The 13770-nt window shown below is 40.7% G+C and carries 15 protein-coding genes; 5 read left to right on the plus strand and 10 right to left on the minus strand.

Going from position 1 to position 13770, the window contains the following annotated elements:
- Together ACSR9O_RS00005 and ACSR9O_RS00010 are read left to right on the plus strand one after the other, a co-directional pair.
- The coding region (locus ACSR9O_RS00005; RefSeq protein ID WP_230178959.1) for a helical membrane plugin domain-containing protein at positions 1-354 on the plus strand (354 nt) is incomplete at its 5' end.
- Positions 355-393: 39 nt separating this feature from the next.
- The gene (locus tag ACSR9O_RS00010) at positions 394-1575 is read left to right on the plus strand and encodes an NAD(P)/FAD-dependent oxidoreductase (RefSeq protein ID WP_253510542.1); all 1182 of its coding nucleotides are present in this window, start codon (positions 394-396) and stop codon (positions 1573-1575) included.
- Between the two features lie 95 nt (positions 1576-1670).
- On the opposite strand, the gene chbG is transcribed toward ACSR9O_RS00010, so the two are convergent.
- The 5 genes from chbG to ACSR9O_RS00035 are packed head-to-tail and all read right to left on the minus strand — an operon-like array spanning position 1671 to position 5766.
- The gene (gene chbG, locus ACSR9O_RS00015) at positions 1671-2402 is read right to left on the minus strand and encodes a chitin disaccharide deacetylase (protein WP_101224722.1); all 732 of its coding nucleotides are present in this window, start codon (positions 2400-2402) and stop codon (positions 1671-1673) included.
- Positions 2399-3742, minus strand: a complete 1344-nt coding sequence (locus ACSR9O_RS00020; protein ID WP_101224721.1) for a 6-phospho-beta-glucosidase — start codon at positions 3740-3742, stop codon at positions 2399-2401. Before ACSR9O_RS00020 ends, chbG begins: the two co-directional genes overlap by 4 nt.
- Complete coding sequence (locus ACSR9O_RS00025) at positions 3739-4086, minus strand: PTS sugar transporter subunit IIA (protein WP_491723766.1); 348 nt, start codon at positions 4084-4086, stop codon at positions 3739-3741. The genes ACSR9O_RS00020 and ACSR9O_RS00025 overlap by 4 nt, the downstream gene beginning before the upstream one ends.
- A gap of 17 nt (positions 4087-4103) precedes the next feature.
- Positions 4104-5453 carry a PTS sugar transporter subunit IIC gene (locus tag ACSR9O_RS00030; RefSeq protein WP_034313464.1) on the minus strand — a complete coding sequence of 450 codons (1350 nt, stop codon included), beginning with the start codon at positions 5451-5453 and terminating at the stop codon, positions 4104-4106.
- Between the two features lie 4 nt (positions 5454-5457).
- Positions 5458-5766 carry a PTS sugar transporter subunit IIB gene (locus tag ACSR9O_RS00035; RefSeq protein WP_048684685.1) on the minus strand — a complete coding sequence of 103 codons (309 nt, stop codon included), beginning with the start codon at positions 5764-5766 and terminating at the stop codon, positions 5458-5460.
- Positions 5767-6043: 277 nt separating this feature from the next.
- Here ACSR9O_RS00035 and ACSR9O_RS00040 point away from each other — a divergent pair, with 277 nt between their 5' ends.
- Both ACSR9O_RS00040 and ACSR9O_RS00045 read left to right on the plus strand, forming a co-directional pair.
- On the plus strand, positions 6044-6760 hold the full coding sequence (locus tag ACSR9O_RS00040) for a GntR family transcriptional regulator (protein WP_101224747.1): 717 nt from the start codon (positions 6044-6046) through the stop codon (positions 6758-6760).
- Positions 6761-7007: 247 nt separating this feature from the next.
- On the plus strand, positions 7008-7133 hold the full coding sequence (locus ACSR9O_RS00045; RefSeq protein WP_491723767.1) for a hypothetical protein: 126 nt from the start codon (positions 7008-7010) through the stop codon (positions 7131-7133).
- A 362-nt stretch (positions 7134-7495) separates the two neighbouring features.
- Here ACSR9O_RS00045 and ACSR9O_RS00050 read toward each other — a convergent pair whose 3' ends face one another.
- Positions 7496-8230, minus strand: a complete 735-nt coding sequence (locus ACSR9O_RS00050; RefSeq protein WP_491723768.1) for an alpha/beta fold hydrolase — start codon at positions 8228-8230, stop codon at positions 7496-7498.
- 586 nt (positions 8231-8816) lie between these two features.
- Between ACSR9O_RS00050 and ACSR9O_RS00055 the strand changes: the two genes are divergently transcribed.
- Entirely contained in the window at positions 8817-9479 is a 663-nt protein-coding gene (locus tag ACSR9O_RS00055) for a hypothetical protein (RefSeq protein ID WP_232782997.1), read from the plus strand.
- 198 nt (positions 9480-9677) lie between these two features.
- On the opposite strand, the gene ACSR9O_RS00060 is transcribed toward ACSR9O_RS00055, so the two are convergent.
- The 4 genes from ACSR9O_RS00060 to ACSR9O_RS00075 form a co-directional block, all read right to left on the minus strand.
- Positions 9678-10286: a methyltransferase domain-containing protein gene (locus tag ACSR9O_RS00060; protein WP_452445184.1), complete on the minus strand. Its 609-nt coding sequence runs from the start codon at positions 10284-10286 to the stop codon at positions 9678-9680.
- A 110-nt stretch (positions 10287-10396) separates the two neighbouring features.
- The gene (locus ACSR9O_RS00065) at positions 10397-11206 is read right to left on the minus strand and encodes an SDR family NAD(P)-dependent oxidoreductase (RefSeq protein WP_101224717.1); all 810 of its coding nucleotides are present in this window, start codon (positions 11204-11206) and stop codon (positions 10397-10399) included.
- Positions 11207-11418: 212 nt separating this feature from the next.
- Complete coding sequence (locus tag ACSR9O_RS00070) at positions 11419-11784, minus strand: PqqD family protein (RefSeq protein WP_101224716.1); 366 nt, start codon at positions 11782-11784, stop codon at positions 11419-11421.
- Positions 11774-13666, minus strand: coding sequence for an OPT family oligopeptide transporter (locus ACSR9O_RS00075; RefSeq protein ID WP_230177458.1), 1893 nt, complete (start codon positions 13664-13666; stop codon positions 11774-11776). Before ACSR9O_RS00075 ends, ACSR9O_RS00070 begins: the two co-directional genes overlap by 11 nt.
- Positions 13667-13770 lie beyond the last annotated feature (104 nt).

Consider the following 13770-nt stretch of genomic DNA (forward strand, 5'->3'; position numbering starts at 1 on the left):
TTAAAGCCTGAGGTTCAGGAATCATTGAACACTTTAGTTGAGCAGTTACCAAAACTGACTGAGTTAGTGAATATTTTAACAAAGTCTTATGATTTCGCTCAATCGGTTGCGACTGATGATGTCTTGAAAAATGATACGGTCAGCGCCATTTCGGAGATCGCTACACCTGTAGTGGGTTCAGTGAAAGGTCTTGCGGCTAATGCCATCGAAGCTAAGGATCGTGCAGAAGCGAATACTGATGTGATCGGTCTTTTTGGTCTGTTAAGAATGATGAAAGATCCGCAAGCACAAAAGCTTTTCCGTTTCGCCCAAGCTTTTCTTGAAGTCTCTTCAGAACGTAAAAACCAAAAATAATTTGATTAACTTTCAATCAGTAAGGACGGGGGATTAACTATGTCAAAACAAATCGTCATCTTAGGTGCAGGTTACGCTGGATTGCTATCTGCCTTATCCGTACGTGAATATTACAAAAGAGATGAAGTGCAGGTTACAGTGGTGAACCAATTTCCAACGCACCAAATCATCACCGAATTGCACCGTCTTGCAGGCGGATCCATTTCCGAACAAGCCGTTTCCATTCCGTTGGAAAAGCTTTTCAAAGGAAAAGATATCGACCTTGTCATTTCCAAAGTGGAGTCTTTCTCAGTCGATAACAAAGAAGTGAAACTTGCCAATGGTTCCACTTTATCTTATGATGCCCTGGTTGTTGCTTTGGGAAGCCAAACAGGATTCTTCGGCATTCCGGGACTTGAGGAAAACAGCATGGTCTTGAAATCCGTAAATGATGCAAACAAGATTTACAAACATATCGAAGATCGCATTCGCGAATATGCACAAACGAATAATGAAGCGGACGCAACCATCGTGATCGGCGGCGGCGGCTTGACGGGCGTCGAATTAATCGGTGAAATCGTGGACCATTTCCCTAAAATCGCCAAAAAGTTCGGAGTGGACTTCAAGGACTTGAAAATCAAGCTAGTGGAAGCAGGTCCAAAAATCCTTCCGGTCCTGCCTGACCACTTAATCGAACGTGCGATGACAAGCTTGGAAGCACGCGGCGTTGAATTCTTGACAGGTCTGCCTGTAACGGGTGTTAAAGGCAATCAAATCGAATTGAAAGATGGACAAACGATAACGGCCAATACGCTTGTTTGGACAGGCGGAGTTGCGGCTCTTCCTATCGTAGGCGAATCAGGCCTTGAAGTGGATCGCGGCAAAGCAACCGTTAATGAGTATTTGCAATCCAAATCCCATAAAGACGTATTCGTTGTCGGCGACAGTGCCGTGGCTTTCCCTCCAGAAGGCGGCCGGCCATACGCTCCTACTGCTCAAAATGCTTGGCAAATGGGTGAGCTTGTTGGTTACAACCTATTTGCAGCCTTTGAAGGCAAGAAACTTGAAGCATTTTCGCCTGTAAACTCAGGTACGCTTGCGAGCCTTGGCCGTAAGGATGCGGTGGCAACGGTTGGGGCCAATAACACGTCCCTTAAAGGACTTCCGGCTACATTGATGAAAGAAGCAAGTAATGTTCGCTATCTATCACACATCAAAGCCCTATTCAGCTTGGCTTATTAATTTTTAAGATAAAGCACTCATTGAATTTAAAAGGACCATTCATCATTTGGATGAATGGTCCTCTTTTGCAATTAAAGGGATGTATTTATCAAAATTCAAATGTTAACCTGGTTGATGCTGAATCTAAGGAAAAATCCCTCAGGTAATTTCGCATTTGTCAGGATCCGTGTTTCTTTTAAACGTTTATCATTATATGAGGAGACTTCCATTAATTCTTCATCCATATAAGCAGGGTGAGTCATTATCTCCACGCTCGCCCCATCCATTACCCTCCCCTTCAAGTTTTGAAAGTAATCTTCAACCACCATTTCTCCATAAAAATCATCCAGGAATACATCTGTAACGGTTTGAATCCCAGCAAGGTGCCTTCCGGCATTACGCACTGGCAATCCATATTTATCTGACAGCTTTTTAATAACCGGTAGAAATGCTGTGATCCCATGTACATGATGATGGCTGTCAAAATGAGTCGGGAATAGACCAAATTCCAAGAATCTTTCGATTTGTGCTGACCACTCCCTCTCCAATTCGCTCAAGGAAATACCGGCAGGATCCCCATATACCAACCCTTGCTTCTTAAAGAAACCAGCTTCATCAACCAAACTCGGAACATCACTCAACAAAGGTTTCCCCCATGTCAGCACTAAGTGTATACCTACCTTCAACGATGGTGTCTTCTTTGCGATTTCGATCGCATGCTCCGTTGCTTGCGCATTCATCATGATCGTTGCCGAATTGACAATTCCATATTTGTGGCTATCCAAAATCCCATAATTCACCGCTTTAGTTAACCCGAAATCATCTGCATTTACAAGGACTTCAATCATGATAAATTATCCTGCAACTCCTTTTTTTCAAAAAACTGCGGCAGATAATCTTTATGTGCCTCCAGCATTTCGTCTAAGATAAGTTTTGCAACCCGGTCACTTGGAACGAGTGGATTGATCGTCATGGCAAGCAACGCAGTATCATAGTCCCCCGAAATTGCAGCTTCGATGGCTACCCTTTCAAAGGATTTGATTTGCTGAATTAATCCGCGGACAGCGACAGGAAGCTCTCCTACGTTGATTGGCTTAGGTCCATCCTTAGTTATCACGCAACTGGTTTCAATCGCCGAGCCGTAAGGGATGCCTTCTATCGCACCATGGTTGACCGTATTTACCGCTTGAATATCTCGCTTATCCGTATGCATCGAGCAAATCAACCGTACAGCCGCATCGCTGTAGTACGCACCTCCGCGCTCTTCAAGCTGCGGCGGCTTGATAGCCAGATCCTGGTCTTTGTATAGCTCGAATAAACCTGCTTCAAGTCTTTGAACGACCTCTGCACGTGTTTCCCCTTTTTCTGCATCCTTCAATTCTTGGGCCAGCACATCCCCCGTTTTGTAATAGTAGTTGTGGTATGGACACGGAAACAGATTTAACGCTCTAAGGAATTCCGGCTCCCAGCCCATTGCATGGATATTCTTCATCGTGACAGCTTTAGCTGGATCCGTAATCAAATTGATGATTTGATCTTTGACACTCTCCCCATCAACGAATACATCCAATCCGTAAACCATATGGTTCAAGCCGGCAAAGTCGATCCGGACTCTTGATGGCTCTACATCCATTAAATCCGCAACACCTCGTTCCATACCAATCGGCACATTGCAAAGTCCGATGATTTTGGAAATATTACTGTGACGCAGAACTGCTTCGGTTACCATTCCAGCAGGATTCGTGAAGTTAATCAGCCATGCTTCCGGACATAATTCCTCCATTTCATGAGCAATATCCAGAATGACGGGAATCGTTCTAAAAGCCTTGAAAAGACCACCAGGCCCATTCGTCTCCTGTCCGATCACTCCGTGTTTCAATGGAATCTTTTCATCAAGTGCCCTTGCTGCGAGCTGGCCAACCCGCAGCTGGGTTGTTACATAATCTGCGCCTTTAAGCGCTTTCTTTCTATCTAGCGTGAGGTGGACATCAATATTCACACCAGCCTTTTCAATCATCCTTCTTGCCAGATTCCCGACAATTTCAAGCTTTTCCTTTCCCGCTTCGATGTCAACGAGCCAAATTTCACTCACGGGAAGTTCTTCATGATATTTAATGAATCCTTCGATCAGTTCTGGCGTATAGCTCGATCCTCCACCAATCGTGACAATTTTCAGCCCCTTGCTCATTCGGCAGTCCTCTCCTTCACAACATTTGCATGTAAGAATTCTTCGCGTAGATCGACCATTTCCAGTGCAAGATCCTTTACTGTCATCGCCGTCATTAAATGATCTTGTGCATGCACTAGGATGATGGGAAGATCAAAATGGTCCCCGCCCGCCTCGGCATGGATTAATTGAGTTTGGTATTTATGGGCCTGCAGTAATTCCGTTTCCGCCTCCGCGATTTTCAAACGTGCAGAATCAAAATCCTTTTTCTTTGCTTCCTGCAACGCTTCCATTGCAAAGCTTCTCGCATTCCCACTATATAAAATCAATTGAAAGGATAGCTGGTATAATTCTTCTTTTTCCATTTTTCATCACTACTTTCTTAAAGGCTTAGCGTTTCTGAATCTTTTGTAAGCTTTGTTTCATTTTTGGTGTCTATCTTCACTTGAGCATAAACGAATGGTAAATAAATAGCTGTTGAAATGACTAGATTGATTGCAGCCAAAACCGCTCCAGATACATGTCCGCCTGTGGCCAGGAATCCACCCACAATCGGCGGGGTAACCCATGGAATCTTAGCGACGATCGGGAAAACCATTCCGCTGCTTACCGCGATATAAGAGATCACAGTTGTAATTACCGGGCCGAGAACGAATGGGATGAACCACATTGGATTCAGAACGATAGGCAATCCGAAAAGAATGGGTTCGTTAATCTGGAACACTCCTGGTGCCCCTCCGAGTGCAATCATCTGTTTATACCGTTTCCGGCCGGCAATGATCATTGCAATGATTAGGCCCAATGTTGCACCAGATCCGCCTAAATAAACAAATGCATCCAGGAAAGAACCCGCCAATACCCCGTATTGGTCCATGTCTTTGACGCCTTTTGCATATAAATCGATATTTTTCACTCCTGAACTTTCAAAAAGCGGTGTCGTTATCCCACCAAGGATATTGGGTCCATGCAAACCGATCATCCATAATAAATGAACAAGAAATACTAGTAAAATAGCGAATGGCAATGAATCTACTGCACTTTGTAATGGAGATACGATCACTTTACTCAACCAGTCATTCAATACCTGCCCATCCGTAGCTTTACGGAACAGCAGTCCGAATATACCAGCGATAAAGATCGTTGCCATACCCGGCACTAACTTTGCAAATGAACGGGCAACCGCAGGAGGTACTCCATCAGGAAGCTTGATGACTAAATACTTCACTCGGGAAAGTCTCACAAATATTTCAGTGGCTATCAAGGCAACGACAATTCCTGTAAAGAGGGCTGTAGCATTAAAATAGTTTACGCTTACAAAACCCCAGGCCCCGCCAGTAACATCCTTATCATCGATGGTTAAAGTGACATTTCCGATTTGAGGCAATAGTAAGAAGAAACAGGCTGCGGATACCAGCATCGCTTCAAAACCATCGTCACCGTATGATCGTGCCAATTTATAAGAAATGCCGAATACAGCGAATACCGTCATGAATGCAAAGGTTCCAAACCAAATATCACCGCCGAGCGTATTCCATGCAGGACCGAAGATGGCCTCCATCATTCTTCCGTAAGGCTTGATGACTTGCCCTAGATTATTAAACAGGACGGCGAATGACCCGATCATTGTAATCGCTATCATTCCAATCAATGCGTCACGAATTGCAAGCAAATGCCGGTTATTTCCTACCTTTACCGCCCCAGGCATAATATACTTATCAATAAAAGTCATCATATCCTTATTCTCCTTTTATTAAAGTAGTGGCTTGTTTTAGCACTTCTTCACCATTACATAGTCCATAGAACATCGGATTGATGGTTGCGACTGGAATTCCCTTTTCTTTCCCCGCTTCCTGTAGCTTGGAAAGAAGATATCTAACCTGCGGCCCTAATAAAATAACATCGGCCTTATCTATTTCATTGTTAACTTCTGTAGAACCAACTGCCCATATATGACACTCTACCCCTTGTTTTTTAGCACTTTCCTCCATCTTGGTAACTAATAAACTAGTAGACATCCCTGCAGAACAACATAATAAGATATTCATTGAAATTACCCCCCTTTTTAATGATTGATTATTCAGTATTTTCAAGTAAGTCTAAACCGCATTTTTTATAATCGATGTTACTTTTATCACTTCCCTTGAATATGAAATGGGTATTATTGCCTCCATACATACATTGTAGTTACAAATCAAAAAAATATCAACACAATTTTTAATTTGTTACTACAAATTTGTGAATTAAAGTTGATTATTGAACTTATCCGAGATAATCTATATGTATATATTGGGAATAAGCATAGGAGGAATCACTGTGGAGACCATGAATAAAGAAGCGGCATTGCATTCCATAGTTAAGGAATCAATTATCGATCTCATAAAAAATGGCGAATATCAAACAAATACAAAATTACCGACTGAGGCAGAATTTTGTAAAATATACGGAGTAAGCAGGACAACAGTTCGCACGGCCTTACAGCAATTGAACGTCGAAGGCTACATCTACCGTGTTCAGGGCAAAGGTACTTTCGTTTCGGAAAATAAAGTGAAGCAATTTCTTTCAAGCACGGTTGAAAAGTTCTCTGAGCAAGTCACGATGCAAGGAAAAAACCCTTCTACAAAGGTCATTAGCTTAAAGGTGATCGAAGCAAACGCTACCCTTGCCAAGCTTTTCAAACAAAATATTGGAGACCCCGTAAATAAACTGGAACGGATACGTTACGTAAACGATATCCCCCTTCAATATGAAATTGCCTATCTCCCTTGGTATAAAACACCCGGGCTTAATATCGAAGCCTGCGAAAAATCACTCTTTAAAGTACTTGAGACACAATTCAATTTAAAAGTAAAAAAAACGGTCGAACACTTGGAGTTTTCACTTGCCGACGATTCCATTTCTGACAAATTGGACGTACCGAACGGCTCACCTTGTTTTTCATTGGAAACTTACACATATGAGAATGACGGATCGGTCATTGAATTCTCTAAAACTCTCTTTAGAGGCGATCGCGCGCACTTTGTCATCGAGCGGAACTATTGAATATTATTATATAAAATAAGACGGCTGCCTTATTAATTAAGGTAGCCCGGACTGTAAACATACTCGATTTTTTTAGGGTTTTGTAAGATTGGAACGTTGAATTCCACTCCAGGCACTCGCCTTCCGCAGGAGGCTCGAACACCGACTCCAATCAACTTAGTTTTAAAGTTTAGATAGATTCCCTTTTGTTGATAAAAGGAGGCTCGGAAGACTTTGTTACCCTTCATGTTTTTTACTTTTTTAATGGGTGAAACGTCATTGGATTGAAGAAATTTGCGCCACTCCTCCGAATAACTGGCTAGCCGAGACCCCACAGCCGCTTGCATTGATGAGGCTTTGCAGAAAAAGGGAGCGGATTTCTGAAATCAACTGAAACAAACTTCATGCACACTCGTTTTTCTTCTTGAGAGAGGCAATCATAACGATTGCCTCTTTTCGTTGTGTGTCCGGATAATTATTTACATACTTACAAATACACTCATTAAATGAGTGAATTTACAAATATGCATATATTAAACAAATAACGCGAAAGCAATAATCAGGACCGGGGAGGTGTGGTGCTTGTCGTTTAGTCTACACCCCCCCCTTTTTCCGCATACCGGATCCCTTTGCTTCATTGTTTCCAAGACCAAATATTATTCGGTATGAAAATGCCCCCAATTAATTCATTGAGGGCATCTCTACATCATCTTAGAATAACGGGTCCTTTTTCTCATGGCTCAAGCTGAATTTTACTTACTCCCCATTCTGATTAAGCCATTTTTTTGTGACAACTATCATTTCTTCTTGTTGTTTCTTAGCTGAGATAGTCGCTTCATTATCTCCCTTTTGCTTTCCGTATACACCAAATTGACCGTGGTTTCCCCCCGCTATCTTATGCATGTTAGCCTGTTTAGATAGTAAGTGCTTTGTCTTCACAATCTTCTCTACTGTAGATAGCCCATCATGTTCTGCATATAACGATAGCATAGGAACCTTCATTTTTGAAAAGTCATTCGAGTTACTGGGATATGAACCGAGGAGGATAATTCCTTCCACCTCTTTTGGATTTTCATATGCATATGCGGAGGCGGCTACTCCTCCTAACGAGTGTCCAGCAACGTACCATTTCTCCACAGCTGGATATGCATCTTTAGCTTCCACTGCTTTATTTTTATCAAACAAAGCGAAATTGAACCTCACATCCGGGATAACGACTGTATATCCCTCTTTCGATAATTCTTTTGCATAATATCCGTATGCTTCCGGCTCAACCTTGGCACCTGGATACAGGACAATGCCCACTTTCTTAGTTTTTGTTGGTTCGAATGTGACAAACCCATTTTCCTTTTTTATATTCCCCTTTCCAACTAACGCATACAATTCATCTGATGGCTTGTATGTTTGTTTTGACCATATGTAAAAGCCGCCGAAAGCGATAATCATTAATGCAATTATACTAACGAGAATATATTTAATAACTTTTTTCATTTTATACCTCACTATTCATAAAATTTGATGTTATGGACACACACAGCTACTAGTATTGCTTTTCATTCACCCTGTCCTTAAACTTTACATCTAACTTCCTTCTCTTTTGAATATTTTTATGACAAAGGGGGATTATCTCCATCATTTTCAAGTTTATTTACTTGCTGTGCTATATCTCACCTTATTAGGTGTACCCACCCTGTACGAATCCTCTCTCTTTGTTTGGATGCCAGCTATCGAACATTGCCACATGTTTTTCGGAAACGTAGTTCGTCTGAGTCCACATTGAGAGTTATTACACAATCTGTGCACGTATTTCAGTGGCTGCTTATCAGTAATATCGCTATTTATGGGCATTTTTCATGCAATGCTTCCATCCTTGTTTAAATATAAAGTTTCTTATGTAGACCTTTGATACTTATAAAAACCACATATAAAGCCTACCCATTATATTCTCCGTATAGGTATTTACAATCTTTCCTGAATATGAATTTCACATTAAATTAAAATTATATTTAAAGTTATTTTTTGTGATATGTTTTGTTCTATTATAGTATGGAAAAAAACAATATAGGGGGTGAATTAGTTGGATACTATTTTATATTTTTGTTATTCAATCATTTATATTATTCTTTTTATCATGGGAATGATGTTACTTCGACAGGACCGTAAACTCTTTTCGTATTCAAGCTTTCTTCTTCTAGTTACTTTCGGGCTTATCGTGGATAACTTAATTATTGCCTCTGGAAAGTTCATTGGTGATGGCCATTTGTTGGAGTCATTAAATGCATTACGTTTCTGGAGTCATGGATTTATCACTCCCACATTGATTTTGTTTGGATGGGGAATGGCGAAAAGGATACATATTCCTTTTACAAAAAAAATGATAACACCCTACTTTTTCCTTTTCCTTACAGCTGGGCTTATCATCTATGAATTTATTGAAAATATGCATAAGACATTTGTACCAATCTACGAGTATGGTGTTTTAAGATATGTTAGTGAGGAATCTTCAGGCCCACCTTTAATGGTGCTTATTGTTACCTTTATATTATTGGTGATTAGCATCTGCATATTTATAAGAACACGTTGGATTTGGATGCTTTTAGGAGTTATAGTCATGATAGTTGGAAGTGCCATCCCTATTCCCATAGAAAGTTCGGCTGTTACCAATGCATTTGAATTAATTTTTTTATGTTTACTATGGCTTACAAACTATAAACTAGAACCTCGCCCACAAACAAAGTGATTCATCCTTAGAAATAGAAGAGCATAAAACCAAAAGATAAAAAATGGAATAGGAGATGCAAAAAAAGTAAGGATTTTACAATACACTGTAAATTAAGTACCCACCACGGTTCGTTACTCATTGCACCCAAGCATCAATGAAATATCGCTTGGGTGCTTTTAATATTTGCTTGATTATCACCCAAAAACGAGTATCCATTCAAATTAACAATTGGTATATGACGAATTTTTCAAAAGGATTAGATTCTGTCAAGCCAGGTAACATCACCTCGTCTTTCAGTTCGAAGGCGGTTTGGTTTTCGAGGAAAAAAATATAATCCTGTGAAGCATAAAATAAAATCAGTTCGATTTGGCGCGGTTCTTTTTCAAAGGAAAGCAATATGTTATTGATGATTTTCATGAAGATCTGTACCGAGAACGGGTTAAAGAAATAAAAGCGATTGTCATTCGTATCAATATCATATTCTTCCGCCAAACAGCAGTGGAATTCTATATTGCCATAGTTGTTGTTCCTTTTCTTCATGTAGCCATTCAGATTCTCGATCGCTTCTTTATAGAAACTTTCATTCATCTCCACGCCAACCACAGATGATTGATATAAATGATGGATGAAAAAATTCAAGCGTCCTTTACCGCATCCAAAATCCACAATGCGATCATTTCTTTTCAGTGCATATTTTTTGAATAAATGTTCTAATGCGCTATAAGGCGTAGGTTCGTATCGGTGATAATGCAAAGAATCATTGAATTTTTTTTGTTCACCTTCCGTTTTGATGTTCAGCATTTCGTCATAATTCGTTTCTTCCATTGTTAATGCACCTGCTTCATGTTTTTTAAATAAAGGGCTTCCTAACCAAAAACCCCGGATAAGATTGATCTTTTCCAGGGTAAGGTTTTGTTATATGAATGTCCAGAAAATTAATTGGATTTTGCTTTCGTTACATAATCATTAAAATCAGAGATGCTTGGGTTGGCCATATAATGACCGCCTTCCACTTGGATCGTCTGACCTGTAATGAATTTAGACTCGTCAGATGCAAGGAATAGTACGGTATAACCGATATCATCCGCTTCACCATGATATGGCAATGCATTGAATTTAGCAAAAATATCGAGTACGGCCTGAGGCATATTATTTTTCGCTGCAGGAGTTAAAATAAGACCTGGTGCCACTCCATTACAACGAATATGATCTTTACCATACTGTGCAGCGATATAACGAGTCAAATTCACTACCCCCGCTTTGGACGCGCCATATGCAGATCGTACGGAGTCACCTGTAAATCCAGCCATGGAGGCCGTATTGATTATCGAACCTCCTCCCGCTTTAATCATGTGAGGAATCGCAAACCTGCTGCCCAATAGCACACTTTTTAAATTCACATCCATAAGTCGGTCCCATTCTTCCAAATCTAAATTCACGACATCCAGATCTTTATGCAGGTTAGTTGACCCCACATTATTAACAAGTACCGTAACCGTTCCATATTGTTCAATGGTAAAGTCGACTGCTGCCTGGATGGAATCTGCTTGTCCGGCATCCAAGAACACTCCAGACGCTTCCCCACCTTGTTTTTTAATGTTTTCAGCCGCTTCTTTCGCTCCTTTTTCGTTAAAATCAGCAATCACGACTTTTGCGCCTTCTTTAGCCATTAGTGTGGATATGGATAACCCTATACCTGAAGCTCCACCTGTAACTAATGCTACTTTTCCTTGTACTCTTCCCATAATAATCCACCTGCTCTTCAAAATATGAATATTTTATCCTGACTGACAGTACAAGAATACAACATATATAAATCAGTTACAAATAATTATACTCAGAGTTCATTTTTGTAAAAATGTAGATTATTAGAATGTCGTAAACCAGTGAAAATTTTTGATTTCCATCAAATTTAAAACAGAAAAAAGCTGAAGCATCAAAAGAGCTTCAGCTTTTTTCATTTTTTTTCTTCATCATTCCATATGATCCAATCATGAACCTCTAGAATTTCCAGGAATTTCATCAACCTCGGTAAAGCTGGTTCTGCTTCCTCTCCAAAATGTTCACTCATCGCTTCAGAAATCTGATTTACATTTCTTTGGAACTCCATCTGTTTAATGGCATATGCCCCAAACTTATCAAGCTTGATTTTGCGGACTGATGGTTGTTTAAAGAAACGAATTGTAATTCGTTCCACAAAATTGGTCCTTTGAATGACTAAAAAAGTTGCTTCCGAAGATTCTTGTACCATAGTGACGCGTTTTTCCAAAAGGGGAACCATGGTTAACAGGTTCCTCTTTTTTGATTGGCTTTTACGAAGCATCTTCTTTTTTCCCTTTGCTGGATACGAACCATAGCAATCCAGCTAGAGCAAGGAATAATAGGAAAGGTAGCAAATTGCTGGCTAATTTAGCCGCAGCCGGAACTTGGACACCTGCTGCGATCAATATGGCAATAAGAACACCAATCAATGATTCACCCGCTATTAAACCAGATGCAAATAATACACCTCTATCAACCCGTGCTTTAAGCGCTTCTTTTGTTTTCGAGAAAAACTCAACGAAGAAACGAATAAATCCACCGATCATGATTGGGGCACTCGTATGAACCGGCAAGTAAATGCCGACAGCAACAACAAGTGAATTTAGACCGAAAAATTCTAATGTGATCGAAATAGCCGCACCGATAAAGATGAGTGTCCAAGGTAAATCTCCCCCAAGAACACCTTCAGCCAGTATTTTCATTAGTGCCGCTTTAGGTGCAGGCAGTTCTGCAGATCCCATCGTATATGCGTTATCCATCAGAACCAGGATAAAACCAATGACAGAAGCTGACGCAACAACACCGATCATCATGGCAACTTGTTGTTTCCATGGTGTTCCGCCGACGATATATCCTGTTTTTAGATCTTGAGAAACATCACCTGAAACCGCAAGTGCAGTACAAATGATCGCAGCGACGGTTAAAGCGGCTACCATTCCCGTCGTACCAGTAAAACCAGTAGCTTTATAGACAATCGCTACAATCAATAGTGTGGCTATCGTCATTCCTGAAACTGGGGAAGAAGAACTTCCGACGATCCCAACAACCCTTGAAGCCACTGTCACGAATAAAAACCCAAAAATCGCAATTGCAATCGCACCGATGATTCCTACATCCGTGATAGGTGTGAAAGCAATGATTAAAATAACGATGATCGTTCCCAGCCAAACGTATTTAGCCGGTATGTCTTGTTCTGTACGGATCGAACCTGATTTTAGTTGTCCTTTATTGGCTTTAACACCTTTAAGAGTATCGAAAACTGAACTGAAAAGTATTGGTAATGTTTTGATCAATGTGATCAATCCGCCAGTTGCAACGGCACCAGCACCAATGTAGCGTATATAATTATCCCAAATTCCCCATGCATCCAATTCACCGATCGGTACCTCAGAAGGGAAAATGGCTGTACCATTGCTTCCGCCAAAAAAGCTGATGGCCGGTATTAGAACGACCCAGGCTAATAAACCCCCACCTAGCATTTGTCCTGCAACACGCGGTCCAATAATATAACCTACACCCAAAAGGGAAGGAAAGGCATCAAGACCAACCACTGCATTTTTAAAATTCGTGATTCCTGTTTCAACCTCAGTCTTGAAAAGCTTAAACCCATCACCAAGTCCTTTAACCACACCGCCGATAACCAAGCCGGCTCCGATCAGCTTGGCGCTTGTACCACCCTTTTCTCCTGATTTCAGGACCTCGGCACATGCCGTACCTTCAGGATAAGGTAATGTTTCATGTTCCCTTACAATCAAAAGCTGGCGAAGTGGAACCATCATGAAGACCCCTAAAAACCCCCCAGTTAATACAACGAAAATGATGAATGCTTGACTCACGTCCATGTCCCACATGAATAATGCTGGAATGGTAAATACAGCACCGGCACCAATAGCCTCACCTGCTGTGGTCATCGTTTGCACAATATTGTTTTCTAATATTGAATCCCTGCGAAAAACCCCTCTTAATATAGCCATTGAAATTACCGCCGCGGGTATTGAAGCAGAGACAGTTAAACCAATAAGTAGGCCTAAGTATGCATTTGCCGCCCCGAATACGATTGCAAGAATGATCCCTAGAATGATTGCAGTTGCAGTCAATTCCGGTAAAGATTTAGATGCAGAGACGTACGGGACGAATTTACTCTCTTTTGAATTGTTCGACAATTTAGCCACTTCCTATGTTAAACTTTAAAATCACAGAGAACATTATATCACTGTAATTTAAAGTCATGCAATGGGAAAATTACGCTAATCAAAAGTTTGATTAT

This window comes from Peribacillus sp. B65, assembly GCF_058513295.1.

What these genes read in the sequence shown, in the direction of transcription:
- ACSR9O_RS00010 (WP_253510542.1), top strand. Translation starts at nt 394, where the DNA reads ATGTCAAAACAAATCGTCATCTTAGGTGCAGGTTACGCTGGATTGCTA.
- chbG (WP_101224722.1), bottom strand. Translation starts at nt 2,402, where the DNA reads ATGATTGAAGTCCTTGTAAATGCAGATGATTTCGGGTTAACTAAAGCG.
- ACSR9O_RS00020 (WP_101224721.1), bottom strand. Translation starts at nt 3,742, where the DNA reads ATGAGCAAGGGGCTGAAAATTGTCACGATTGGTGGAGGATCGAGCTAT.
- ACSR9O_RS00025 (WP_491723766.1), bottom strand. Translation starts at nt 4,086, where the DNA reads ATGGAAAAAGAAGAATTATACCAGCTATCCTTTCAATTGATTTTATAT.
- ACSR9O_RS00030 (WP_034313464.1), bottom strand. Translation starts at nt 5,453, where the DNA reads ATGATGACTTTTATTGATAAGTATATTATGCCTGGGGCGGTAAAGGTA.
- ACSR9O_RS00035 (WP_048684685.1), bottom strand. Translation starts at nt 5,766, where the DNA reads ATGAATATCTTATTATGTTGTTCTGCAGGGATGTCTACTAGTTTATTA.
- ACSR9O_RS00040 (WP_101224747.1), top strand. Translation starts at nt 6,044, where the DNA reads ATGAATAAAGAAGCGGCATTGCATTCCATAGTTAAGGAATCAATTATC.
- ACSR9O_RS00050 (WP_491723768.1), bottom strand. Translation starts at nt 8,230, where the DNA reads ATGAAAAAAGTTATTAAATATATTCTCGTTAGTATAATTGCATTAATG.
- ACSR9O_RS00060 (WP_452445184.1), bottom strand. Translation starts at nt 10,286, where the DNA reads ATGGAAGAAACGAATTATGACGAAATGCTGAACATCAAAACGGAAGGT.
- ACSR9O_RS00065 (WP_101224717.1), bottom strand. Translation starts at nt 11,206, where the DNA reads ATGGGAAGAGTACAAGGAAAAGTAGCATTAGTTACAGGTGGAGCTTCA.
- ACSR9O_RS00070 (WP_101224716.1), bottom strand. Translation starts at nt 11,784, where the DNA reads ATGCTTCGTAAAAGCCAATCAAAAAAGAGGAACCTGTTAACCATGGTT.